At 51.1% G+C, this 21,334-nt stretch carries 25 protein-coding genes and 1 riboswitch; of the genes, 16 read left to right on the forward strand and 9 right to left on the reverse strand.

Annotation, left to right across the window (positions count from 1 at the left end):
- The first annotated feature begins 132 nt into the window (after positions 1–132).
- Positions 133–1,968, forward strand: a complete 1,836-nt coding sequence (gene typA, locus V5G20_RS10720) for a translational GTPase TypA (protein ID WP_003386312.1) — start codon at positions 133–135, stop codon at positions 1,966–1,968.
- Between the two features lie 184 nt (positions 1,969–2,152).
- Here the strand turns inward: typA and V5G20_RS10725 are convergent, their stop codons facing one another.
- Both V5G20_RS10725 and V5G20_RS10730 read right to left on the reverse strand, forming a co-directional pair.
- Positions 2,153–2,629: a glutathione peroxidase gene (locus tag V5G20_RS10725; RefSeq protein ID WP_031932800.1), complete on the reverse strand. Its 477-nt coding sequence runs from the start codon at positions 2,627–2,629 to the stop codon at positions 2,153–2,155.
- Between the two features lie 75 nt (positions 2,630–2,704).
- On the reverse strand, positions 2,705–2,938 hold the full coding sequence (locus V5G20_RS10730) for a hypothetical protein (protein ID WP_003386310.1): 234 nt from the start codon (positions 2,936–2,938) through the stop codon (positions 2,705–2,707).
- A gap of 255 nt (positions 2,939–3,193) precedes the next feature.
- On the opposite strand from V5G20_RS10730, the gene V5G20_RS10735 reads away from it, so the two are divergent.
- From V5G20_RS10735 to V5G20_RS10745, 3 genes are all read left to right on the forward strand, one after another.
- The gene (locus V5G20_RS10735) at positions 3,194–3,520 is read left to right on the forward strand and encodes a YlaH-like family protein (protein ID WP_003386309.1); all 327 of its coding nucleotides are present in this window, start codon (positions 3,194–3,196) and stop codon (positions 3,518–3,520) included.
- A gap of 12 nt (positions 3,521–3,532) precedes the next feature.
- Positions 3,533–3,808, forward strand: a complete 276-nt coding sequence (locus V5G20_RS10740) for a hypothetical protein (RefSeq protein ID WP_003386308.1) — start codon at positions 3,533–3,535, stop codon at positions 3,806–3,808.
- 142 nt (positions 3,809–3,950) lie between these two features.
- Entirely contained in the window at positions 3,951–5,315 is a 1,365-nt protein-coding gene (locus V5G20_RS10745; RefSeq protein WP_171506288.1) for a hypothetical protein, read from the forward strand.
- 74 nt (positions 5,316–5,389) lie between these two features.
- Here V5G20_RS10745 and V5G20_RS10750 read toward each other — a convergent pair whose 3' ends face one another.
- On the reverse strand, positions 5,390–5,725 hold the full coding sequence (locus V5G20_RS10750; protein WP_003386306.1) for a DUF5665 domain-containing protein: 336 nt from the start codon (positions 5,723–5,725) through the stop codon (positions 5,390–5,392).
- 150 nt (positions 5,726–5,875) lie between these two features.
- On the opposite strand from V5G20_RS10750, the gene V5G20_RS10755 reads away from it, so the two are divergent.
- The 3 genes from V5G20_RS10755 to V5G20_RS10765 all read left to right on the forward strand — a co-directional run bounded on the left by V5G20_RS10755 (position 5,876) and on the right by V5G20_RS10765 (position 8,983).
- Positions 5,876–6,334, forward strand: coding sequence for a pyridoxamine 5'-phosphate oxidase family protein (locus tag V5G20_RS10755; protein ID WP_024984000.1), 459 nt, complete (start codon positions 5,876–5,878; stop codon positions 6,332–6,334).
- A 92-nt stretch (positions 6,335–6,426) separates the two neighbouring features.
- A riboswitch (SAM riboswitch) is annotated at positions 6,427–6,544 on the forward strand.
- A 94-nt stretch (positions 6,545–6,638) separates the two neighbouring features.
- Positions 6,639–7,802: an aminotransferase class I/II-fold pyridoxal phosphate-dependent enzyme gene (locus V5G20_RS10760; RefSeq protein WP_338463398.1), complete on the forward strand. Its 1,164-nt coding sequence runs from the start codon at positions 6,639–6,641 to the stop codon at positions 7,800–7,802.
- Entirely contained in the window at positions 7,799–8,983 is a 1,185-nt protein-coding gene (locus V5G20_RS10765) for a trans-sulfuration enzyme family protein (protein ID WP_031932802.1), read from the forward strand. The genes V5G20_RS10760 and V5G20_RS10765 overlap by 4 nt, the downstream gene beginning before the upstream one ends.
- Positions 8,984–9,014: 31 nt before the next feature.
- Here the strand turns inward: V5G20_RS10765 and V5G20_RS10770 are convergent, their stop codons facing one another.
- Entirely contained in the window at positions 9,015–9,626 is a 612-nt protein-coding gene (locus V5G20_RS10770; protein WP_003386301.1) for a YhcN/YlaJ family sporulation lipoprotein, read from the reverse strand.
- Positions 9,627–9,823: 197 nt separating this feature from the next.
- On the opposite strand from V5G20_RS10770, the gene V5G20_RS10775 reads away from it, so the two are divergent.
- Together V5G20_RS10775 and V5G20_RS10780 are read left to right on the forward strand one after the other, a co-directional pair.
- Entirely contained in the window at positions 9,824–11,158 is a 1,335-nt protein-coding gene (locus V5G20_RS10775) for a PhoH family protein (protein WP_003386300.1), read from the forward strand.
- Between the two features lie 393 nt (positions 11,159–11,551).
- On the forward strand, positions 11,552–11,713 hold the full coding sequence (locus V5G20_RS10780) for a hypothetical protein (RefSeq protein ID WP_338463399.1): 162 nt from the start codon (positions 11,552–11,554) through the stop codon (positions 11,711–11,713).
- Between the two features lie 137 nt (positions 11,714–11,850).
- Here the strand turns inward: V5G20_RS10780 and V5G20_RS10785 are convergent, their stop codons facing one another.
- On the reverse strand, positions 11,851–12,324 hold the full coding sequence (locus tag V5G20_RS10785) for a DinB family protein (protein WP_003386299.1): 474 nt from the start codon (positions 12,322–12,324) through the stop codon (positions 11,851–11,853).
- A 129-nt stretch (positions 12,325–12,453) separates the two neighbouring features.
- On the opposite strand from V5G20_RS10785, the gene V5G20_RS10790 reads away from it, so the two are divergent.
- Together V5G20_RS10790 and V5G20_RS10795 are read left to right on the forward strand one after the other, a co-directional pair.
- The gene (locus tag V5G20_RS10790) at positions 12,454–12,900 is read left to right on the forward strand and encodes a hypothetical protein (RefSeq protein ID WP_003386298.1); all 447 of its coding nucleotides are present in this window, start codon (positions 12,454–12,456) and stop codon (positions 12,898–12,900) included.
- A gap of 108 nt (positions 12,901–13,008) precedes the next feature.
- Complete coding sequence (locus V5G20_RS10795) at positions 13,009–13,560, forward strand: hypothetical protein (protein ID WP_243015022.1); 552 nt, start codon at positions 13,009–13,011, stop codon at positions 13,558–13,560.
- A 63-nt stretch (positions 13,561–13,623) separates the two neighbouring features.
- Here V5G20_RS10795 and V5G20_RS10800 read toward each other — a convergent pair whose 3' ends face one another.
- Positions 13,624–14,121 carry a hypothetical protein gene (locus tag V5G20_RS10800; RefSeq protein ID WP_122958249.1) on the reverse strand — a complete coding sequence of 166 codons (498 nt, stop codon included), beginning with the start codon at positions 14,119–14,121 and terminating at the stop codon, positions 13,624–13,626.
- Between the two features lie 62 nt (positions 14,122–14,183).
- Between V5G20_RS10800 and V5G20_RS10805 the strand changes: the two genes are divergently transcribed.
- Both V5G20_RS10805 and V5G20_RS10810 read left to right on the forward strand, forming a co-directional pair.
- A complete protein-coding gene (locus V5G20_RS10805; protein WP_338463400.1) occupies positions 14,184–14,831 on the forward strand; it encodes an MBL fold metallo-hydrolase in 648 nt (215 codons plus the stop codon).
- 55 nt (positions 14,832–14,886) lie between these two features.
- A complete protein-coding gene (locus V5G20_RS10810; RefSeq protein WP_338463401.1) occupies positions 14,887–16,284 on the forward strand; it encodes a CapA family protein in 1,398 nt (465 codons plus the stop codon).
- Positions 16,285–16,315: 31 nt separating this feature from the next.
- Here V5G20_RS10810 and V5G20_RS10815 read toward each other — a convergent pair whose 3' ends face one another.
- Entirely contained in the window at positions 16,316–17,383 is a 1,068-nt protein-coding gene (locus tag V5G20_RS10815) for a coiled-coil domain-containing protein (RefSeq protein WP_003386291.1), read from the reverse strand.
- 124 nt (positions 17,384–17,507) lie between these two features.
- Between V5G20_RS10815 and V5G20_RS10820 the strand changes: the two genes are divergently transcribed.
- Positions 17,508–18,653 (forward strand): class I SAM-dependent methyltransferase, encoded by a 1,146-nt coding sequence (locus V5G20_RS10820; RefSeq protein ID WP_338463402.1) that lies wholly within the window; start codon positions 17,508–17,510, stop codon positions 18,651–18,653.
- A 58-nt stretch (positions 18,654–18,711) separates the two neighbouring features.
- Here V5G20_RS10820 and V5G20_RS10825 read toward each other — a convergent pair whose 3' ends face one another.
- Positions 18,712–18,981 (reverse strand): DUF2626 domain-containing protein, encoded by a 270-nt coding sequence (locus tag V5G20_RS10825; RefSeq protein ID WP_003386289.1) that lies wholly within the window; start codon positions 18,979–18,981, stop codon positions 18,712–18,714.
- Between the two features lie 133 nt (positions 18,982–19,114).
- A complete protein-coding gene (locus V5G20_RS10830) occupies positions 19,115–19,843 on the reverse strand; it encodes a helix-turn-helix transcriptional regulator (RefSeq protein WP_024983993.1) in 729 nt (242 codons plus the stop codon).
- Between the two features lie 248 nt (positions 19,844–20,091).
- On the opposite strand from V5G20_RS10830, the gene V5G20_RS10835 reads away from it, so the two are divergent.
- Both V5G20_RS10835 and V5G20_RS10840 read left to right on the forward strand, forming a co-directional pair.
- Entirely contained in the window at positions 20,092–20,469 is a 378-nt protein-coding gene (locus tag V5G20_RS10835; protein ID WP_003386287.1) for a Spx/MgsR family RNA polymerase-binding regulatory protein, read from the forward strand.
- An 88-nt stretch (positions 20,470–20,557) separates the two neighbouring features.
- Positions 20,558–21,313, forward strand: a complete 756-nt coding sequence (locus V5G20_RS10840) for an enoyl-CoA hydratase/isomerase family protein (RefSeq protein ID WP_003386286.1) — start codon at positions 20,558–20,560, stop codon at positions 21,311–21,313.
- Positions 21,314–21,334: the final 21 nt, after the last annotated feature.

Below are 21,334 nucleotides of genomic sequence, written 5' to 3' on the forward strand. Positions count from 1 at the left end.
GCCACCTCCTTCGGTTAGTATGAGCCCGCATTGCACTCGATACTCAGGAAGGGGCTGGATGTCAAAACACCCCATTGTGCCATTTTTCTCTACCTGTTAATATGGAAGGTACGCATACTAGAGGAGGTTTACATGAAGCGTCTTGACATACGCAACATCGCAATTATTGCACACGTCGACCACGGTAAAACGACATTGGTGGACAAACTGTTGATTCAATCCGGTACATTCCGCAGCAACCAGCAGGTTGAAGAGCGGATGATGGACTCCAATGACCTGGAGCGGGAGCGCGGAATTACCATTCTGGCAAAGACCACATCCATTAAGTACAACGAGTACACCATCAACATTCTGGATACTCCTGGGCACGCCGACTTTGGCGGCGAGGTAGAACGGATTATGAGCATGGTGGACGGCGTTCTGTTGATCGTCGATGCTTTTGAAGGATGCATGCCGCAAACTCGCTTTGTATTGAAAAAAGCGCTGGAAGCAAAAGTGACGCCTATCGTCGTGGTCAATAAAGTGGACCGTGATAATGCACGTCCGCAAGAAGTCATCAACGAAGTTTACGACCTCTTTATTGATCTCGACGCAACCGAAGATCAACTGGAGTTTCCGATTGTATACGCATCCGGATTGCAAGGGATTGCGGGTATGGAGCCGGACAAACTGGAAGGAAACCTTCGTCCGCTGTACGAGACGATCATCGAGCACATTCCAGCTCCGGAAGCGAACTCCGAAGAGCCATTGCAGATGCAGGTTACGATGCTGGACTACAATGACTTCCTCGGCCGCATCGGGATTGGCCGTATTTACCGCGGTGTGCTGAACGTAAATGACACCGTTGCCCTGGTAAAACGGGACGGCTCGGTTAAACGGATGCGCGTGCAAAAGCTGTTTGGATTCTCTGGCCTGCAGCGTGTTGAGCAAAAAACGGCAAAAGCCGGTGATATCGTTGCCATCGCCGGTCTCGAGGATATCAACGTAGGGGAAACTGTCTGCCATACAGATCATCCGGATCCATTGCCGCTGCTGAAAATTGACGAGCCGACCCTGCAAATGACATTCCTCGTCAACAACAGCCCGTTTGCCGGACGCGAAGGCAAACACGTAACTTCCCGCAAGCTGCGCGACCGCCTGATGGCCGAGCTGGAGACTGACGTATCCCTTCGCGTAGACGAAACGGATTCTCCGGATGCGTTTATCGTATCGGGACGCGGTGAGCTACACTTGTCCATTCTGGTTGAAAACATGCGTCGTGAAGGCTTTGAGCTGGGCGTATCCAAGCCAGAAGTAATCGTGCGGGAAATCGATGGCCAAAAGATGGAGCCAGCCGAACGCCTGATTATCGACGTGCCGGAAGAATACACCGGTTCCGTCATGGAAACGCTTGGCCAACGCAAAGCTGAAATGGTCAACATGATCAACAACGGCTTTGGCCAGGTTCGCCTGGAATTCATCATTCCGTCCCGTGGTCTGATCGGCTACCGTACAGAGTTCTTGACGATCACACGCGGATACGGCATCATGAACCACTCCTTTGACAGCTACCGTCCGCTCGTTCCGGGCAGCGTTGGCGGACGCCATGCAGGCGTGTTGATCTCCAATGAAACGGGAACGGCCACCACGTACGGTCTGATGTCCGTCGAAGACCGCGGCATCATGTTTATCCAGCCGGGTACCGAGGTATACGAAGGAATGATTGTCGGCGAGCACAACCGCGACAACGATCTGACCGTAAACGTCTGCAAAGAGAAGCACGCGACCAACGTCCGTTCGGCAACGAAGGATGATACCGTGAAAATGAAAACGCCTCGTCTCTTGACGCTCGAAGAGGCGCTGGAATATCTGAATGACGACGAACTGTGCGAGGTTACCCCGCAATCCGTTCGTTTGCGTAAAAAGTATCTGACCAAATCGGAGCGCGAACGCTACGAGAAGCAAAAACGCTATGCGTCTCAGTCTTGATTTGCAGAGGCAAACGCAATTTTGTCTGGCATGACATACTGTCCGGATACGAAAGTAACCATGCAAAAAGCCGCCTGGTAAAAGGGCGGCTTTTTCATTTTCTCAGCAAGAAATTGCTTCGGCCAAGAGGCAAAAAACATCGCAGGCATTCACCCGAGACCAATGTGTATGAACTGGTTTGCCCCTACTGCAAATACTGTTCGATCAGCCCGGTCAATTCTTCCGGCTTCACCCGCGGATCAATCCGCTTGACGACGTTTCCTTCACGGTCGACCAGAAATTTGGCAAAATTCCATTCAATGTCCTGGTTTTCCTCGTTGGGGGCGTGCTGCTTCAGATACTGATACAGGGGATGAGCATTCGGTCCGTTTACATCAATTTTGGCAAACAGGGGAAAAGTCACTCCGTAATTTCGATCGCAAAATGCCGAAATTTCTTCAGCCGTACCAGGCTCCTGAGCGCCGAATTGATTGCACGGAAAACCAAGTACGACCAAACCGCGGTCACGATAGCGCTCATATAATTCCTGCAGTCCTTTGTACTGCGGAGTCAGCCCGCAAGCACTGGCAGTGTTGACGATCAGAAGCAGGTTGCCCTTGTAGCGGGCCAGTGTCGTTTCTTCACCAGCGATGGTTGTGACGGGGATGTCGTAAATACGCAAGGATTCCACCTCTTTCAAAGAGTTGTGATCCCGTCCACTATACCACGTCAAAGGGGAGTCATTCCAGCCTGTCGGCTAAAGCAACTGTTTGATAATCGTCATTTCGACCTCGGACAAGATGATTTGCTGCACAGATTCCGACCCTTTTCGTGCGGTGCTTTGCAGGATGCGTACAACTCCCTCCGGGTTTTGGGCGATAATCGTGCGGATCTCCCCATTCCCGCTCTTTCGCCGAGAATCATGCATGACAGAATAACCGAAGCGCTCCTGCAGAAACTGCAGGCTTGCCTGTACCTGAGCGTGCTTCATGCGAACCCCTCCCGACCGCTTCTTTTCTATTGAACGTATGAAAAAAACAGGACGAGAATGCATGCCAGTCTGTCAACCTGCAGTCACAGCATTTTGACAGGTTTCAAGGCAACTGATAAAGTGATAAGGATGGGGTAAACCAGTGCAAGAGCCTCTGGGAAACATCATTACATACGAGAGAAAATGCGGGGGAGAATTCGCTGGTTTGCGAGCGCTTACCCGAAGCAGTATGGCCGCAGGGCAGGAGGGTTAAAGATGGAATGGTTTGAGGTTGTTTCTACCTATGCTCCTTCTTCAACGGAGGGACTTTCGGCTTATGACAGCTTTCGGATGTGGGCTGATCATAACCGGGTGTGGATCATTTTTGTACAATTGATACTTGTCTATTACATGGGATTTGCCACTCGTGTGCGAATGCCCATTTTAAAAACAATTTTGCTTTACGTACTGCTCTTTATCGGCGCTCTGATCTTTGGCATTCTGGATGTGCAGCTGCCTGTGAAAAGCGCCCTGCTCGTAGCGATTGCCATCCTGGTGATCGTCAAGGTCAGAATCAAGCCGGAAGGAAGCAGCAGAAAGTGAGGGGGAGCGCACGTGAAGCGTGAGGATGCATTGGCCAATTGGCTGCAGATCAGGATTGTTGCGGATGCTCGTCCGGACGATCGCTCCGCCGCTGATACTGCCGCCTTTTTTGAGGCCATTCTCAAAGAGGATCATCAGGCGAGCAACCTGACCTACGAGGCAAATGAAGACAGCTACGTGGTTTCCGTTCTATGCAATCAAGAGAAGGTCGAACGGAGATACGATCGTGAGGAGGCAGAATCCCTGCTGAGGGCAATCGAGCTTGAACCGCGATACAATGAATCATAATCACTGTTCTGAAACAAGATGGCTCCGCCTTGCATGCTTTGGCGGGGCCCTATTTTTTATTTCTGCAACTTTTCCAAGGTTGCCCTCGTCTGTAACTGTGCCCAGGGCATTGAGGGAAAACATGGAAAGGGGAAGTACATCAATGAAAAAATACATGACCAGGCCCGTGCTGGCAGTTGTGGCTGCCGCTACGATAATTGGGGGCGTAACGCCGCTGCTGGCCAATGCCAGTACAACCGGAAGCAGCAGTGCGATCAAGGTTGTCATGAATGAAGAAGGCAAGCAAGTGACTCGCTACAATCTGAAAGAGCTGGCAACAAACGATCCGGCCACGCTCAATCTGTTGCTGAAAACGCAGGCAGATCACTTGTACATTGTAGTGGACAAACTGAATCTCGACGTAAAAATGCAAACGTACATTGAGCAAAATGAGGCGGAGTGGAACCGGATTTACAAGGAGTACTATTCCGATATTTACCTCGAAGTACGTTTTGACGAAACCGAGCAGGGCTTTGTCAGCCTAACTCCAGAGACAAAAGAAAGCACCACCTACCTGAAAGGTGAAGTAACGGATGAAGTAACCAAAGTCGTGGTTGTCAAGCCAAATGGCGACAGCATCGAAGTCGTGCCAACGGCCAACGACAGCTTTTCGGTGAGCTTTGCGGCCACTGTGAGCGCGACTCCGCAATACGCGACAGTGAAAGCTTACGTCAACGACAAACTGGTCGATACCCGCGAAGTGCGGATCAACTCGGGAACTGTTGTAGATTCCGATGTTTTGATTCATACGCAGGCTGTTTTGGATAGCAAAAAGGGTGAATTGAAAGTAAACGGCATTGTAAACCTTACGGCAGGCAAAGTAGTCGTGACCTATGACGGAGACAAGAGAGGCGCCGGCGTGAAAAAGCTGTGGGACGGTGTCGGCTCCTATTCAGTCACCATGAAGGATGTAGAGGCTGACAAAGGGAAAGTATTGATTGAGGTGTACAAGGACGGCAAGAAGCTTGATTCGGAATCCGTCGATCTGCTTGTTGTCAACAAGCCGGATAAACCGACCAAGCCGGAAACGCCGAAGCCTGCCCAATACAAAATTACCGGAACCGCCAAGCTTGACGCCAAAGATAAGGAAATTGAAGTAGAAGGGGAAATCGCAGGATTCTCCAAAAACCAAAAAGCGAAGCTGTATGTAATCGCTCCGGACGGCAAAAAACACGAGGTCAAGATAGACGATGACGGGGAGTTCGAAGTGGAGCTCTCTTACAAAAATCGTTCTTACAGCGCCAAGTCCGTCCATCTGGAAGTAGTCGTTGACGGGAAGGTCGTAGCACAAGCTGACATTCCTCACGGTACGCCAGTAAACGAAGTTGATGACGATAAAGATAAAGATAAGAAAAAGAAGGACAAAGACAAAAAGCATCCGAACGGAAATGCGTATGGCTACTGGAAAAAGCATGGCCATGACGATGACGGAGACGATGACGATAACGACGATCGCGACAACGACTAATCCGTTGCATTCTTGAGCGACCGCGAATGGCAATCTTCTTTCTGCTCCGGCAGCTTGCCAATCATTCCATTTGACTAGGGCTGACGGTAGGTGGAGACATAATCCATCAGTTGGCTGATGTAGTCCCCGATGATGGGAATCGAGAGGAATTTGCTCAGGACGGAACCGAGAATGGCCAGTACGATGGCTGTTCCGATCGTCAGTCCCAGGCCCCGTGCCAGACCTGCCAGGAAATTGATCCAAAGCAGCTTGCGCGGGGCTGTATAATTTTGAATGACATCTGCCAGACGGATATCCTCTAAAAACATGGCGATTTTGTCCATCCGGTCATTTAATTTGCGTGCCTCCTGAATTTCTTCGAGGAGCTGGTCAATCTTTGACAACAGGCGGTCTGTGGGGCTTTGTGACATCTGGTTTCTCCTCCTGTCTCCTATGGTTACCAGTTAAGTAACAGTGTAGGGAAAAAAAGGGGAAGAATCAAGCGCATGCCGGAAAGGTTTGCCTATCTCTTCCTTGGCGGGTACAATAGACGTACAAAACTTACACAAGGAGGCTTCGGAATGGCTGAGACCGTATCCCAAACGCTTTCGGAGGAACTGTTCGGGTTGTTGCAGCAGGAGCGGTTTATCACATTGGGCACCATTGACCATGAGTCTGGGGCGCCATCGCTCAGCTCGCTTTCCTGGACGTTTGCGGCATCGCCGCAAGTCATCCGGTTTGCGGTAGACAACCGTTCACGCATCTTGACCAATATCGCCAAGCAGCCACAAGTGGTTCTGCATTTGATTGGTGCTGGCTCTTCTTATGCCATTAACGGAAGGGCTGTATTGAAGAGTGAGCGGATGGAGGAGGTTCCCCTGAAGCTGGCGATGGTGGAGGTTACCATTGAGGCGGTGCGTGATGTCATGTTCTACGGTTCCCGTATCTCCGTAGAACCGCAGTATGAAAAAACATATGATAAAAATGCGGCGGCGAAGCTGGACAATCAGGTGATGACAGCACTGCGCAAAGCGGAGTAACAGAGAAAACGGGTGAAAACGAAGAGGAAATATCTGTTGACAATCACTCGATATTTCCGTTAGTATTAGGATCAACAAATTGAATAGCAAACTTCTTATCCAGAGAGGCGGAGGGACTGGCCCGATGATGCCCGGCAACCAATTTTCCTGTTAACAGGACGATACTGGTGCTAATTCCTGCAGAGCAAATCATGCTCTGAAAGATGAGAAGGGTTTGCTTGCGGCGACGTAAACAAAGCCTTCTTTTCAAAAGAAAAGAGGGCTTTTTCATGCCCTCAACATCAAAGCAGAGGGAGAGATTGCTATGCATCTGGAAACGAAACTGGTACAGGCGGGGGTAGGTCGTGATACGATCACGGGCGCGGTAAGCTTCCCGGTTTACTATGCGACCGCTTACCGCCACCCGTCTCTTGGTCAAAGTACCGGATACGATTACACCCGTACGGCCAATCCGACACGCAAGGTGCTGGAGGAGGCGATCGCAGAGGCCGAGTGCGGTGATGCCGGTTTTGCCTGTGCTTCCGGGATGGCAGCGATTCACACAGTCATGGGACTTTTTTCTCAAGGCGACCATTTGATCGTTTCGCTTGATTTATACGGTGGGACATACCGTCTTTTTGAGCAGGTCCTTTCCCGCTACGGGCTCCAGTTCAGCTATGTTGATCTGCGCGATCTTCAGGCATTTGCGGGCGCGATCCGTCCGGAGACAAAAGCCGTTCTCATCGAGACGCCGACAAATCCGCTGATGCAAATAACGGATATCGCTTGCGTAGCCGGGATCGCCAAACGAAGCGGTTTGCTGACCATCGTGGACAATACCTTTATGACGCCGTACTATCAGCGTCCACTGGAGCTGGGGGCAGATCTGGTGCTCCATAGCGGGACGAAATATCTTGGAGGCCACAATGACGTGCTGGCTGGCCTGATTGTGACAAAAGGCGCTGAGTTGTCTGAAAAGGTCCGGTTTTTGCACAATTCCATCGGTGCAACCCTCGGCCCACAGGATTGCTGGCTGCTGGTCAGAGGCATGAAGACGCTCGCTTTGCGTATGGAGCGACATCAGAGCAATGCTCTCCAGGTTGCGCGCGAACTGCGGGAGCATCCGGCGGTCACCGATGTATTCTATCCGGGATTGGACGATCATCCCGGCTACGAGATTCAGAGCAAACAGGCGACCGGTTACAGCGGCATGGTGTCCTTCCGCGTTCGCTTCTCTGCTCAGGTGGGGCCGTTTTTGGAAAACTTGCGCATCATCTCTTTTGCGGAGAGTCTGGGAGGCGTCGAGTCTTTGTGCACGTATCCGGCGACACAGACTCATGCCGACATTCCGCAAGAAATTCGAGAATACGTCGGGGTCTGTGATCGTTTGCTGCGATTGTCGGTAGGAGTTGAACATCCGGATGATTTGATTCATGATTTGATACAGGCTCTCGATGCAAGTCTGGTAGCGGAAGGGTGTAGACGATGAAATTTGCCACGAAACTGCTTCACGGGACATCTTGTTTCGATCCGGTGACCGGTGCGGCATCCACGCCGATTTACCAGGCATCTACGTTTCACCAAGCGGATTTGGACCGTCCGGGCGCATACGACTATGCGCGGTCCGGCAACCCGACCCGGCATGCATTGGAAGAGGCGATTGCCGTCCTGGAGGGCGGTGCGCGGGGATTTGCATTTGCTTCCGGCATGGCCGCGATTTCCAGCGTGTTTATGCTGTTTTCCGCGGGCGATCATGTTGTCGTGGCAGAAGATGTCTACGGCGGAACGTATCGCTTTTTGACCAAAGTGTTGTCCCGCATGAATATTGACGTTACGTTCGTGGATACGACCTGCGTAGAGGCAGTGGAGAGAGCCGTCACTCCTCGCACTCGCGGGATCTACCTGGAGACACCTTCTAATCCGACGTTGAAGGTGACAGACATCGCAGCTGTCTGCCATATCGCAAAGGCCAAGAATATCATAGTCATTGTCGACAATACGTTTCTGACCCCGTACTACCAGCGTCCGCTTGAACTCGGAGCAGATATCGTCATCCACTCAGCGACGAAGTTCATCGGCGGCCACAGCGATGTCGTTGCAGGGCTGGCTGTTACCAAGGATGCTGAGCTGGGTGAACAGCTTTACTTTATCCAAAACGGCATGGGAGCGGTACTCGGAGCGCAGGATTCCTGGCTGGTGATGCGCGGGCTGAAATCGCTGAAAGCCAGACTGGATGTAAGCACCCAAACAGCGGAAAAGATCGCTCGATGGCTCGCAAATCATCCTTCCGTTGCAAAGGTACATTATACGGGACTAGCGGGTCATCCCGGCCACCAGCTCCAATCGAGGCAGGCGAGCGGCCACGGAGCCGTGCTGTCCTTTGATGTGGGCAGCAGAGAGCGGGCGAAGGCTTTGTTTGATCGGGTTACGCTTCCGATCGTAGCGGTCAGTCTCGGAGCCGTAGAAACCATTCTGTCGTATCCGGCGATGATGTCACATGCCGCTATGCCAGCGGCAGAAAGAGAGCGTCGCGGTATAACGGACGGATTGATTCGCTTATCCGCCGGACTGGAAGACGCTGACGACCTCGTCCGCGACCTGGAACAGGCGCTTGAAGGTGTAGAGGCCGCTTTATCTGAAAGCAAAAGCAAGGCATTCTCCGGGGCATAACCGGGAGAATGCCTTTTTATTGAGGAGCTTTTTACTGCCGGTTGACCGGTATTTTGCGATTTCCTTCCGGTTTTGCGTTGCCGCTGTTGTTCAGGCGTTGTTCGTTTTCTCTGGATGGCGCTTCCTCTTTCATTTGAACATCGCGAGGGGCTTGGGGAATGATGCGTCCGACAATATCAGCCAATTCTTCCGCAATACCCGCCACGGGCCGGCCTTTTTGCATATCAGTGGACATTTCCCGCAAGCGTTGAACGATGTCGGGATCGGCCGTTACGAGCGCAGTGGCGCCTTGGGGATCTTCCTTCAAGGCTTCTGCCACTGTATATTTGATGACCCCTACTTCAGGGCGATCCAGGTGGGCGTTGACGTCGATGCCGACAACAGCCCATTTGCCCAATACAACAGCGGTGGCATCCTTTACGTTTGGTACACGGGTGGCCAGTTGGACCAGCCGGTCTGCAGTAGCTTGTGACGATTGGTTATAGCCAGGGGACGGTGCTGTTTGCTGTACGCGCTGCGTTTCATCTGCCCGTTTCCCGGGCTGCGGTGCTGCTTGATTCCCGGGAGGCTTGTTGCCAGACATGCAGGCGGAGAGCAGCAGGCTGACACTGAGTACAAGTACGGCTGTCCGCTTCACGGTCATTCTCCTTCGCTTCTTAAGTTGCTCCCACACAAGTCATGCATGATTATCTGTATTTTGTTCTCCTGTCCACCTTTTCATGCGGGACTCGTCTATCTTCACTCTTGCCGACATAGACTGTAGTACATCACGTCGCGGCTACTGAGCATCCCACCCGCAATTGCATAGGGTATAACAGATGGGTATTAGGAGGCGAGATTTTGAAGAAAATCTACGTGCTGGACACCAACGTACTCCTGCAAGATCCACGAGCGATGTTTTCCTTTGCGGATAACGAAATCGTCATACCCGCCGTGGTGTTGGAAGAAATTGATTCCAAAAAGCGCTATATGGACGAGATTGGCCGCAACGCTCGTTATGTGTCGCGGCTGTTTGACAGCTTTCGCGAATTGGGGCATCTGCATCAAGGCATCCTTTTGGAAACGGGTGCGCTATTGCGCGTCGAATTGAACCATTCCTCGCTTGCCAAGCTTCAAAAGCAATTTACGGAAATGACCAATGACAACCGCATTCTGGCGGTAGCGCTTAACTTGCAGGAAGAAGAAAACCTCTTGCCTCAACCACGCCCTGTCATACTCGTCTCGAAGGATGCCCTGATGCGAGTGAAAGCTGATGCGCTTGGACTGATTGCCGAGGACTTTCTTTCGGACCGCGTCGTCGGCGAGTATTCCCACATTTACAGTGGTTATCACAAAATGCAGGTTGCCCCGGAAATCATCAAAAATTATTACGGCAGCCGAAAGTTGTCACTTTCCACCTGTTTTCCGCAGCAGCGTTTTTATCCCCATCAGTTCCTGGTGCTGAAGGATGAGTTGAATCCGTCTATATCGGCTATCGGGAAGGTTGACATCGATGGAAAGAATCTGGAGATGCTGGTCGCTGACGACGATCCGATCTGGGGAATCAGGGCCCGCAATGTCCAGCAGCGGATGGCTTTCGAATTGCTCTTGCGAGAGGATATTCCGCTGGTGACGATGACAGGAAAAGCGGGTACCGGGAAGACCTTGCTGGCTTTGGCCGCGGGGCTTTTGCAAATTGAAGATTTGCAAACATACAAGAAGCTGCTTGTAGCAAGGCCAATCGTCCCGTTGGGGAAAGACATTGGCTATTTGCCCGGTGAGAAGGAAGAGAAGCTTCGTCCCTGGATGCAGCCGATTTACGATAATTTGGAGTATTTGTTCAATACAAAACGTTCCGGTGACCTTGACAAAATATTGGCAGGGATGGGCAGCATTCAGGTAGAAGCGCTGACGTATATCCGCGGGCGTTCCATTCCGGAGCAGTACATTATCATTGATGAAGCGCAAAACCTGACAAAGCATGAAGTGAAAACCATTTTGACTAGGGTGGGGGAAGGGTCGAAGATCGTATTGATGGGAGATCCCGAGCAGATCGACCATCCATACCTGGACGAGAGCAACAATGGACTTACGTACGTGGTGGAGATGTTTAAGGATCAGAAACTGGCTGGTCATATCCGCTTGGAAAAAGGGGAGCGCAGCGTTCTGGCACAGCTTGCGGCAGACTTGCTGTAAGTGTGCATAGTGCAAGCGAATCCGGACATACTAGGATTGTCGAACCCGATGATCCATGAATCAAAATCGGCGAAAGCCTTCCAGGAGGCGAAGAACCGTGGATGGTCATGATCACGCTCTCGATATCAATCGAACTGGCGGACACCGTACTCTTTAGGTAAGACAAACTCTGTTACGGAGGTTGAGGAGCTAAAGAGAATAATCGGTACTACCCCATAGCAACGGGTTCGACACGGCCGCTCCCAATTTGGGAGCGGTTTTGATTTATGGATAAAAACGCGATCAGCAATCTTTTGGTAAAAAGATAGACAACGATCGACAAATAAAGTGCTTTTTCGATAAAGGGAATATATGGAATATAGTGAATATATAGTAAATAAGGAGGTGAAAACAATGAAAAAACTGGCTGGTATTCTACTCGGAGCAGCTCTGGTTTTTACGCTGTCCTCTTCAGTCACGGCAAATTCGGAAGCTTGCGCTGGCTGCAAAGCGCCAAAACCTCATCCGGATTGCGTATGTCTGAATGGTGGTCCACAATGGGCCTGCCCGTGGTGATTTTAGTTCTGAATATTCAATCAAATACTTAATTTCAGCAAGGTCGACCTGCCATAAACTCTTAGCCACCTCTCGGGTGGTATTTTTTTTGACTTCCTGTCAGGCAAAAGAAAAAGCCCGGTATCCCGGGCAAACGGCTAAGCTTGATTTTGCAGAGCTTTTCTCAACAATGTAACCGTGCTTGCGTGCATGCCTTCATGGTACAAGCTGAATAAAAACATGCCCCCAAATGTATCGATTTCGGCTTTTCCGCGAAGGTTGAACGGGCTGGGAAGCTTTTCTTCAAAGCGATCGGCAAACTCTTTTTTAATCCGTTCCGTTTGCTCTGCCAATTGTTGGTTCAATGTTTCCAGGGTAGGAAGCTCCCCTTGCCAATCGGCAGGTTTTGTGCCGGGGCCGAACAGGGCCGCATAAGATTCGGGGAGGTGCGGAGCTTTTCCCCCGTAGAGCAGAGCATCCTGGGTAAATAAAACGTGGCCAATATTCCAGCGGATATTGTTGGAAAACCCTTCCGGCACAATGTCGGCCTGCTCTTCCTTCGTTGCCTGCAGCGTAGCAAGCGTAAGACTGCGGACTACATCGTAATGATCCCAAGCATGTGCAATGTTCATTCGCATTACCGCCTTCCATCTTCGTATCCATACAAAAAAATGTTACTTGAAATTGTCGCTGGTGAAAATATCCGAATGTGCTATGGTTGTCTCTTTCCCCATAAAGATGAAGCAAGGGGGGAGTGAAGCATGGTTACACTGGATACATCTATTTCTTTTTTGATTTACATCACGGCGGTTTCCAGCGCGGCCGCAGGGGTGACAGAGGCTGTCAAATCGGTCGTACCTTTTCTAAATACAGATTACGAAGCAAAAGAAGACAGGCTGGAGGATCACAATCATGCTGCCCGGCTTTCCCACTACAAAAAATTCCTGAATTTGCTCATCTCTGTTGTCGCAGCCGGTCTGATTTTTGGTTTTCTCCGGCTAGACCCGGCTTTGATTCTAGTCGGTGCCCCATCTGCTTTTGTAGAGAACTCCTGGCAGTTGGGTACGTGGATGTGGGGAATCGTCGCAGTCTTCGGCTCTCCGTTTTTTGCGTCGCTCCTAAAAATTCTCGAGTGCTGGAAGCATAATATGAACGGAAACCATATCCCCAACAAGCCGCGGCAAAAGGTGAGCGGCCCCAAGCAATAGGAGGCATCCTTTTCCCTTTCCCGAGTGCCGTACGCTCTATTGCCCCTTGCACAGCTCTTGCGATAAGATAGCCTTGTGCAATTTTGAGAAAAAAAGGGAGAAGCAGGCATGAGAAGAAAGTACGGACTTTTGGCAATTTGCTTCCTGCTGACAGTCTTTCTGCTTCAGGCGTGCGGATCGGCTGAATCGGCAAAGGGAGGATTGTCCGCCGCATTTGATCCGGAAAATCCGCAAGAATACGGCATTCGCGGCATTTATTTGGGACAAAACGTCAAAGAGGCGATGAACGTCCTGAAGCCGGCAAAGGCCGATTTTATGGATGCGGTGACGAGAGAGAGCTATACGTTGGACCAAATGGCTTCCGGAGCCGGTACCGTTGTCATGGGATTGCTCCTGGTCGACGATACCCAACTGATAGTCATGGTGAAGCAAGGTGTCTTGAAATCGATCGCAGTCGGAGGCGTTCCTCCGGAAAAAGCCGCCCAATTTGCCACGAATCGCGGATTGGCTGTCTATGACAGCTTCCAACGCTTGCAGGAGCTGTATGGCCAGGCGAAGCCCGGGCAGGAAGTGTCGCTTCAAGGAAGCAAGTACAAGGCGCTATTCAGCATTCACGATGACAAGGTGATCGGTTTTCGTTTCGATACGATTGGCGATTGACAGAGATGGGATACAACGTTCGCAAACAGCCATGCGTGCATCCTTCGGGTAGCGTATGGTTTTTTACACGTCTTTGTCCTGCCAGAGTACAGAGATGTTGTAGGCCCGGGCAATTCCGTCGATTAACTGATCATGGGCAGGATCAATCAGGTACAGATCAGCCGGCGTGGAGGGAATGCGCCCGAGGATGGCTTCCTTCATTTGTTCCAGCGCCGCCCATTGATCCTGATCGTCACCTGCGGATACATCAAGCGAAAAAAATGCGACCCGATCTGCATACAGGTAAGTATGGCCTTCCTGGCTTTCAAACCCGATGTCATCCAGGTGAATGATTTCCGTGTCGGGAGGGAGAAGCCAAAGGGAGAATTCCTCTCCCAGCATCGAGGCTTTCGTCAACAGCTCGTTCAGCTTTTGACGATCATGCTCGCCTTCAACGATGAGCAGCTGTCCATCGCGGTCAAACACATTGACATTGTCTCCGATTTTATGTATGACTTGAGCATAGAATCCGGGAAGCTTGCCGGCCGGGGCTTGCATTTCAACACCGAACATTCGTTTCATCGTCATCACTCCACTTTACGCCGTTTTCTTTCATCGTATCATAGTTCATAAGGAGGTTTCACATGAAAGAGGCCAATATGAAAATCGAGAGCTTTGCGCTTGGACCGTTTCAGACAAATGCGTATGTGCTGACCCATCCGGAAACACAGGAATGTATCGTCATCGATCCGGGAATGGAACCGGAACCTCTTCTTCGTGCACTGGAAGGCAAAAAGGTAGCGGCTGTGCTGCTGACCCACGCCCATCTGGACCATATCGGCGGTTTGAATGCTGTCAGAGCGTTGACAAAAGCGCCTGTCTACATCCATCCTTTGGAGAGTGAATGGTTGACGAATCCCGACCTGAATGGTTCCAGCCGCTGGAATTTGCCGGAACCGATTATTTGTGAGCCAGCCGAATATGAATTGGCCGATGGACAGATGCTGGAGCTTGCCGGTTTTTCTCTCCGCGTTCTGCATACACCGGGCCATTCCCCGGGAAGCTGTTCGTTTGTCATAGGGAAACATTGTTTTGGCGGCGACGTGCTGTTTGCCCAGAGCATCGGCAGAACGGATTTGCCAGGCGGCGACTTTGAGACGCTGATGATCAGCATTCAAGACAAATTGTTTGAACTGGATGACGATACGATCGTCTACCCGGGACATGGCCCCAAAACGACGATCGACGCAGAGAAAACCTTCAATCCATACGTAACGGGGATGCTTCGATAGAGCGCCCCACGGAAGCGAGTGGAAGGACAGGAAAACAAAAGGAGTTTACTGACACATGAGAAAAAAATGGTGTTCACTGGTGATCGTCGTTGCGCTTGGCTGGGGAACAGTTGGATGTGTCCCGCAGACAGGAAAGACCGATCAAACCACAGCAGCCCCTGTCTCTTCCGCCGCGGCTCAAGAGCCGGCTGACTTACCTGCTGAGGCACCTGCAGACAAACCAACGGACCAACCAACAGACCAACCAACAGACCAACCAACAGACCAACCAACAGACCAACCAACAGACCAACCAACAGACAAACCTGTAGACGAGCCAGCAGATGTCTCCACGGAAGAGTCCGGCACCAACCATGCAGCGGGACTATCGGCACCGCTTTCCCGTTTTCCGGAGCAGCGCATTACGCTAATGGCTGTAGGTGACATCATGGTGCATGACGAACAACTGGAAGCCGCTCTTTTGCAGGATAAAAAAACCTATAATTTTGCACCGTCATTTGCGTACGTGAAACCGATTTTTCAAGAAGCCGACTGGTTGATCGGCAACCTGGAAACGACACTCGCCGGGCAAGAGCTGCGCTATTCCGGTTATCCGATGTTCAATTCCCCGGATTCTTTGGCCGATACGCTAAAACAGCTCGGTTTTACCGCCCTGACGACAGCCAATAACCATTCCATGGACCGAAAAGAAAAGGGCGTGCGGAGAACAATCGATCAGTTGGATCGGGTCGGCTTGCTCCATACCGGAACGTTTCGGGACGAAGCAAGCCGCAATGAGCCGCTTATCTTGAACAAAGACGGCTTTACGATGGCGCTGCTCTCGTACACGTACGGGACGAATGGCATTCCGATTCCAAAGGATAAGCCTTACCTGGTCAATTTGATCAATCCCGATCTGATCAAGGCAGACATCGCGAAAGCAAGAGCAGCGGGTGTCGATCTGGTCGCGGTCGCGCTCCATTTTGGAAACGAGTACCAGCGCATGCCAAACGCCAAGCAGCGGGAGACTGCCGAGCTGTGCATCAAGTTCGGAGCCGACCTGGTGCTAGGGGCGCACCCCCATGTCGTGCAGCCGTATGAATGGAAGACGATGACACTGGAGGATGGGAGTACCCACACCGGATTTATTGCCTATTCACTGGGCAATTTTATTTCCGCCCAACGCCGGGATTACAAAGACGTAGGAGTGATCCTGAAGCTCACCTTGTACAAAGGAGAATCAGGAGAAGCCAAAGTGGAAAAAGCGGAATGGACGACAACCTATGTTCATTATTATCGGAAGAATGGAAAACGTCATTATGTCATTTATCCTGTACCGCTCGCTGTTTCAGCCATGGAGCAAGGTCAGAAGCCGCCTGTGCTTGGCAAGGAACTGGCCGATTTCCTGAACCGGCTGCAAAAGGAAATGGATACGCATCTGAATTCGATGAATAAACAGACGAAGGCCAGCTAGGAAGCTGGCCTTTTTTGCGTGCAAGGGGGATTTATTTTTTTCCGAAGCCAAAGGGGAAGTTGACCTTCAGCTGCAAACGGAGTTCTTCATCCATCATGCTGATCCCCTGCACCTGAATGTTCGGGGAGATCAATTCCGGATAAAAGCCGAGGTCGTACTGCTTCTCCATCTCTTCAACAGTGGAGGAAGGCAGGGCAAAGCCGTCGAAATACAATTCATTGATCTTAAATTTCAACTGTTTCGGCGAAACGAGCTCATATGATCCGACGAGCCGAAGCTTCATGTGATCGTATTCACCTTCAACGATGAGCTGATTGTTTTCAAATTGAAAACGAGACTGTTTGAACAGGTCGTTTTTACTCATCAGAAACTGGTTGAAATCATTCTGATTGATCGTCAGCGTGTGAAGGAACAGCCCTTCCGACTGGATTCTCTCCGGTGTCGCCAGCTCGGGAATTTGGAACATGACGGTCGACAACTGGGTAAAGAAGGTTTGGAAGGCGGGCAGACCGCGTTTTTGCCAATCGACGATCAAATGGTCCATCAGCGATTGCACGCTGGTTGCATCTCCAACCATTTGCAGGTTTTTTTCTTTTTCCGTCTGGACGGCCAGCATTTCGGCCAGCTGCAGCTCGTATTGCTTGCGCAGGTCTTGCAGGGCCGTCAACCGTTCCAGCTTGTCTGCTTGCAGAGCTGTCATCTTGGCGCGTTCTGCCTGAAATTTTTCCAGGCGCGAGATATCCCGCTCATAGAGAAGCTGCAGGAACTCAAACATCAACAGAAAATCGTTGAAATTCTCGGCATCGAACAGAAGTGTCAGAAACGACACTCGTTCTCCCATGTAATAGGCTCTGGCGACTTCACCAGCATGTCTCCTCATCGCTTCGATGACTGCCTTTTGCCGTTGCATGTCCAGATCGAGACGGGCTATTTCCCCGCTCAGCTTTCCTTCCTCCTGTTTGATCAGGCCCAAGGTTCTTTCCAGTTCTTTTTGTGTAAAGTGCTGCTGCAGGATCAATTGTTCCAAAGGAGGCGCTTCCTGGGCAAAAGCGGTAAGCGGAATCGCGGCCAGCAGTAACACGAGCAAAATTTTACGCATCTCTTCACCTTTTGTTTCGTAGCGTGATTGGAGCAACTAGCCAAATACGCTCTCACCACATTGTATGATCTCTTTTCGTATTATAGCCTTAGTTGGCGGAATTTGGATAGCAGGAGAAGTGAAGATGACGACAATATCCAGAATTTACAAGGAAATAGAGAGCCATCCGGAGGGGGCAATCCCGTTTGTCCGCTTCATGGAGCTGGCGTTGTATGATGAAAGCGAGGGCTATTATACAAACAGCCGCCCAAAGATCGGAAAGGAAGGCGATTTCTTTACAAGTGCATCTGTGCACCCGGTTTTTGCGGAGACCTTGGCTGACGCGGTGGCAGAGATGTGGGACGCGGGAAAATGGCGTTCGCCTGCTCTGATAGAGATCGGTGGCGGGACCGGGGCATTGTGCAGCGGCATGCTTGCTCGATTGCAGGAGAGCTCTCCGCATTTGTTCGATTCCATCCAGGTCGTCCTGATCGAAGCAAGTCCGTATCACAGGGAGCTGCAGAAACAGGCGCTGTCGAAGTGGGGGCTGCCCGTCCGCACCTATCAAAGTCTCGAGCAAGCGGCAGCATCCGAGAGCCTGCAGGGTGTCGTGTTCTCCAATGAGTGGCTGGATGCTTTTCCGGTACATATCGCTGAAAAAACGCAGAAGGGCTGGCAAGAGGTATGGGTCACCAAAAACGGCGATCAATTGGCAGAGTGCTATCGGGACCCGATCCCTCCGCTGGCCCGTTACTTGACCGAGATTGACAATGGATTGCCCATAGGCATGCGGGTGGAAGCCAATCTCGGAATCGAGGAGACATTCGCACAACTCTCCCGGCTGCTCCGTTCTGGATACGTGATGACCATCGATTACGGCGACTTGCAGGAGGAGCTATACCATCCGAGCAGAAAGCGGGGGACGCTGATGTGCTACCGCCGTCACCAAGCCGATGATAATCCATACGAGCATGTCGGCGACAAAGATATTACGGCGCATGTCAATTTCTCCGCGCTGATCCGCGCAGGGGAGCGGGAGGGATTTCAGAAGGTCACGTATATGCGCCAGGATCAGTTTCTGATCAGGAGCGGGATACTGGAAAAAGCGGTCAATCATACGGACAGAGATCCGTTTACCAGCCAGGCGATGAAACGGAACAGAGCAATCCAACAGCTGATTTACCCAGGGGGCTTGGGCGGGATGTTCCGGGTGCTGGTGCAAGCAAAAGGGGAGGTTACAAGTCACGGGTTTCGTTTCCAAACAGCAGAAAAGTACGGGGAGAAAAGATGACGGCAGCGTGAAGATGCCAAGAAAAAAAGATGCTCATCAGATGTGAGCATCTTTTTTCTTACAGAAACGATTGAATCATCATGGAGTGCTCTTGCGGTCCTACCGGCATCACGAAGAACGTGTAATAGGTGAACCCAACGAAGGAGACAAACATAAAACCGAAGAAGATGTTCAAGTATGCCCGCTCAGTCAGATTCATGTAGCTGAGCGCCACAAAGAATGCGGTCAGGCCGAAGAACAACAGGGCCATCGGGTACAAGCCAGCCCAGAACGACATCAGCGCGATTGCGATCGTCCAGAAGCCCAGTACGCGATACATACGATCCATCTGTAATCCCTCCTTTTGCAGCAAGTCGGCAATATTTACAAGATTCCTTCCCCATTATATAGGACAGGAGGAGACGTGTAAACGGGAAGGTATGACGGTTTTTTGACTGTCTTGGTAAATGCTGCTGGTTTAGCTAATCAACCGACATTTGGCAGTCCAGCTCGGGTACGCGGACTACCGTGTAATTGCATGAGCGGCAGCCGCTCAGCATCGATTCGTCTTCTCGTAACTCAATTTGCCCAAAGTATGTTTCAAATATTCCCGTCAACAAGGCGTTATGCATCCTGCATACAGAGGAAGGATAGCGCTTGGCCGTTTCGGAAAAGGTGCAATTGAATACGCGAAAGCGCAAACGTCCGTCCTGGAGCGCTTCGATGTCAGGCTTCAAGCCTTGGGCGACGACCAGCCGGTGTATATGCTCCAGCTTTTCTTCAAAGGAAGCTTTGTTTTCATCTAAAGGGAACTCCTTCAAGGCGCGTTTCGCCATTTCCGTTCCCATCCGATAGCCCATCTTGGTTAGCGCAGCTTCCCCGGCCTCGCCGAGTGAAAGGATGCTTTCTATCGCTATGTCCGCCAAGAGGCGGTAATCTCGCGGAGGAAATTGCAGGCTGACCACCTGATCGGAAAGCGAATATAGACGGCTGGGACGCCCGCCTTTTCCGCTCTTGTCAGAAGCTGAGCTGAGCAGATTGACATCCTCAAGCTTGGTCAGATGAAGACGGGCTACATTGGGATGGATCGAGAAGTGTTCGGCCACGTCTTGAACGGTAACGGGCTCCCTGCTGTTGGAAACGTACTGGTATATTGAAAAACGGGTAGAATCAGCCAAAGCGCTTGTAAGTTTCTGAGCATCGCATTCCATACCGTTCTCCCCTTTCCGTTGACAAATTACATTAAGTGTATCCGATTTTTCTTCGATTGTTAAGGTAAGAGTGTGCAGCCGATGGGTTTTAGCGCTGTCGATTGCCGTTATATCTAATCGTATTTTTTAGATTTAATACTATTGACATAGTGTTAATACCACATTTATAATCCAAAGTAGAAAAGGTTTTTTTATTAGCTTACTTTTAGATAGCTGATTATGCGATAGATGAGATGGAGGGTTATAAGATGGCTGTTGCAGAGCGTACACGTACCCAAAAATTGACTTTTTTCACGTATCCGAGCTGTACTTCCTGTCGGAAGGCGAAGGCATGGCTGGCGGAAAACGGAGTGAACTATGAAGAGCGTCATTTGTTTAAAAATCCGCCCACATCAGAAGAACTGCTGGAGATCATCAAAATGACAACGAACGGGTTGGATGAAATCCTGTCTACACGCAGTCAGCGATTCAAAAATCTGGATGTGGACATCAACGATATGTCTGTGAGCGAGCTTTTGGAAATGTTGAGCGAAGAACCGCAATTGCTGAAACGTCCGATCTTGACTGACGGCGAGAACCTGATCGTCGGCTTCAATCAATCTGCTATGAAAAACCTGCTTTCCTAATTCGAGGAGAAGGGTAGCCCCCTTCTCTTTTCTCTTTTTTCAGAGGGGGTTACAATGGGGAAAACGAGCGAGAAAGGGTGGAGACCGGGTGGAAACGATTCGGGTAGAAAAACGGGACGGCATCGCGACAATCACTTTTCATCGTCCAAAGGTACATAATGCGATCAGTCTGGAAATGGCAGAAGAGCTGCAGCAGGCAATCGAGGACGCTTCGGCGGATAAGGAAATCAAAGTAATCATTTTCACCGGGGAAGGTGCGAGCTTCGTCTCCGGCGGGGATGTGAGGCAATTCATCGCTGCTCGCGGCAAGGAGCAGGCTCTGCCCATCCTCAGCAAGGTGGCGGATGTGCTCCAGGCAGTGGAGACTGCAAAAAAGCCTACGATTGCCATGATCAATGGACATGCGCTCGGCGGGGGCAGTGAATTTGCGATTTCCTGCAACTTTCGGTTCGCCAGTGAAACCGCAGTGCTGGGCTTTGTGCAAATCGGGCTCCATATCACGACGGGCTGGGGCGGAGGCTCGCGGCTGCTGGACAAGCTCCCGGAGTCCAAAGCACTGGCCCTCCTGTTGACAGGGGCAAGACTCAGCGCCGAAGAAGCGAAAGGCTACGGACTGGTGGACCGCGTCTGCCATCCTGAGCGCCTGCGCGAGGAGACGGAACAGTTCGCCGCGGCAATCGCCGCCCGTCCCTTGGCCAGCATCGAAGCATATATGGACATGCTCGCCTGGAAGCGAAAAGGGTTGTCACTGGCGGAACGCACGCGCCGGGAAGTCAGCCAATGCGCCGAGCTATGGGGAAATGACGAGCACGTGCGTCTTGTAGAGAAATTTTTAGGCAAATAGAGAATAGGAACTCGCCAGCTC

This window comes from Brevibacillus borstelensis, from assembly GCF_036700025.1.
Classification (GTDB): domain Bacteria; phylum Bacillota; class Bacilli; order Brevibacillales; family Brevibacillaceae; genus Brevibacillus; species Brevibacillus borstelensis.

What these genes read in the sequence shown, in the direction of transcription:
- V5G20_RS10800 (WP_122958249.1), bottom strand. Translation starts at nt 14,121, where the DNA reads ATGAAACGAATGTTCGGTGTTGAAATGCAAGCCCCGGCCGGCAAGCTT.
- V5G20_RS10735 (WP_003386309.1), top strand. Translation starts at nt 3,194, where the DNA reads ATGGAATGGTTTGAGGTTGTTTCTACCTATGCTCCTTCTTCAACGGAG.
- V5G20_RS10755 (WP_024984000.1), top strand. Translation starts at nt 5,876, where the DNA reads ATGGCTGAGACCGTATCCCAAACGCTTTCGGAGGAACTGTTCGGGTTG.
- V5G20_RS10785 (WP_003386299.1), bottom strand. Translation starts at nt 12,324, where the DNA reads ATGAACATTGCACATGCTTGGGATCATTACGATGTAGTCCGCAGTCTT.
- V5G20_RS10730 (WP_003386310.1), bottom strand. Translation starts at nt 2,938, where the DNA reads ATGAAGCACGCTCAGGTACAGGCAAGCCTGCAGTTTCTGCAGGAGCGC.
- V5G20_RS10805 (WP_338463400.1), top strand. Translation starts at nt 14,184, where the DNA reads ATGAAAGAGGCCAATATGAAAATCGAGAGCTTTGCGCTTGGACCGTTT.
- V5G20_RS10790 (WP_003386298.1), top strand. Translation starts at nt 12,454, where the DNA reads ATGGTTACACTGGATACATCTATTTCTTTTTTGATTTACATCACGGCG.
- V5G20_RS10750 (WP_003386306.1), bottom strand. Translation starts at nt 5,725, where the DNA reads ATGTCACAAAGCCCCACAGACCGCCTGTTGTCAAAGATTGACCAGCTC.
- V5G20_RS10765 (WP_031932802.1), top strand. Translation starts at nt 7,799, where the DNA reads ATGAAATTTGCCACGAAACTGCTTCACGGGACATCTTGTTTCGATCCG.
- V5G20_RS10795 (WP_243015022.1), top strand. Translation starts at nt 13,009, where the DNA reads ATGAGAAGAAAGTACGGACTTTTGGCAATTTGCTTCCTGCTGACAGTC.
- V5G20_RS10835 (WP_003386287.1), top strand. Translation starts at nt 20,092, where the DNA reads ATGGCTGTTGCAGAGCGTACACGTACCCAAAAATTGACTTTTTTCACG.
- V5G20_RS10830 (WP_024983993.1), bottom strand. Translation starts at nt 19,843, where the DNA reads ATGGAATGCGATGCTCAGAAACTTACAAGCGCTTTGGCTGATTCTACC.
- V5G20_RS10820 (WP_338463402.1), top strand. Translation starts at nt 17,508, where the DNA reads ATGACGACAATATCCAGAATTTACAAGGAAATAGAGAGCCATCCGGAG.
- V5G20_RS10810 (WP_338463401.1), top strand. Translation starts at nt 14,887, where the DNA reads ATGAGAAAAAAATGGTGTTCACTGGTGATCGTCGTTGCGCTTGGCTGG.
- V5G20_RS10825 (WP_003386289.1), bottom strand. Translation starts at nt 18,981, where the DNA reads ATGGATCGTATGTATCGCGTACTGGGCTTCTGGACGATCGCAATCGCG.
- V5G20_RS10770 (WP_003386301.1), bottom strand. Translation starts at nt 9,626, where the DNA reads ATGACCGTGAAGCGGACAGCCGTACTTGTACTCAGTGTCAGCCTGCTG.
- V5G20_RS10745 (WP_171506288.1), top strand. Translation starts at nt 3,951, where the DNA reads ATGAAAAAATACATGACCAGGCCCGTGCTGGCAGTTGTGGCTGCCGCT.
- typA (WP_003386312.1), top strand. Translation starts at nt 133, where the DNA reads ATGAAGCGTCTTGACATACGCAACATCGCAATTATTGCACACGTCGAC.
- V5G20_RS10780 (WP_338463399.1), top strand. Translation starts at nt 11,552, where the DNA reads ATGAAAAAACTGGCTGGTATTCTACTCGGAGCAGCTCTGGTTTTTACG.
- V5G20_RS10760 (WP_338463398.1), top strand. Translation starts at nt 6,639, where the DNA reads ATGCATCTGGAAACGAAACTGGTACAGGCGGGGGTAGGTCGTGATACG.
- V5G20_RS10815 (WP_003386291.1), bottom strand. Translation starts at nt 17,383, where the DNA reads ATGCGTAAAATTTTGCTCGTGTTACTGCTGGCCGCGATTCCGCTTACC.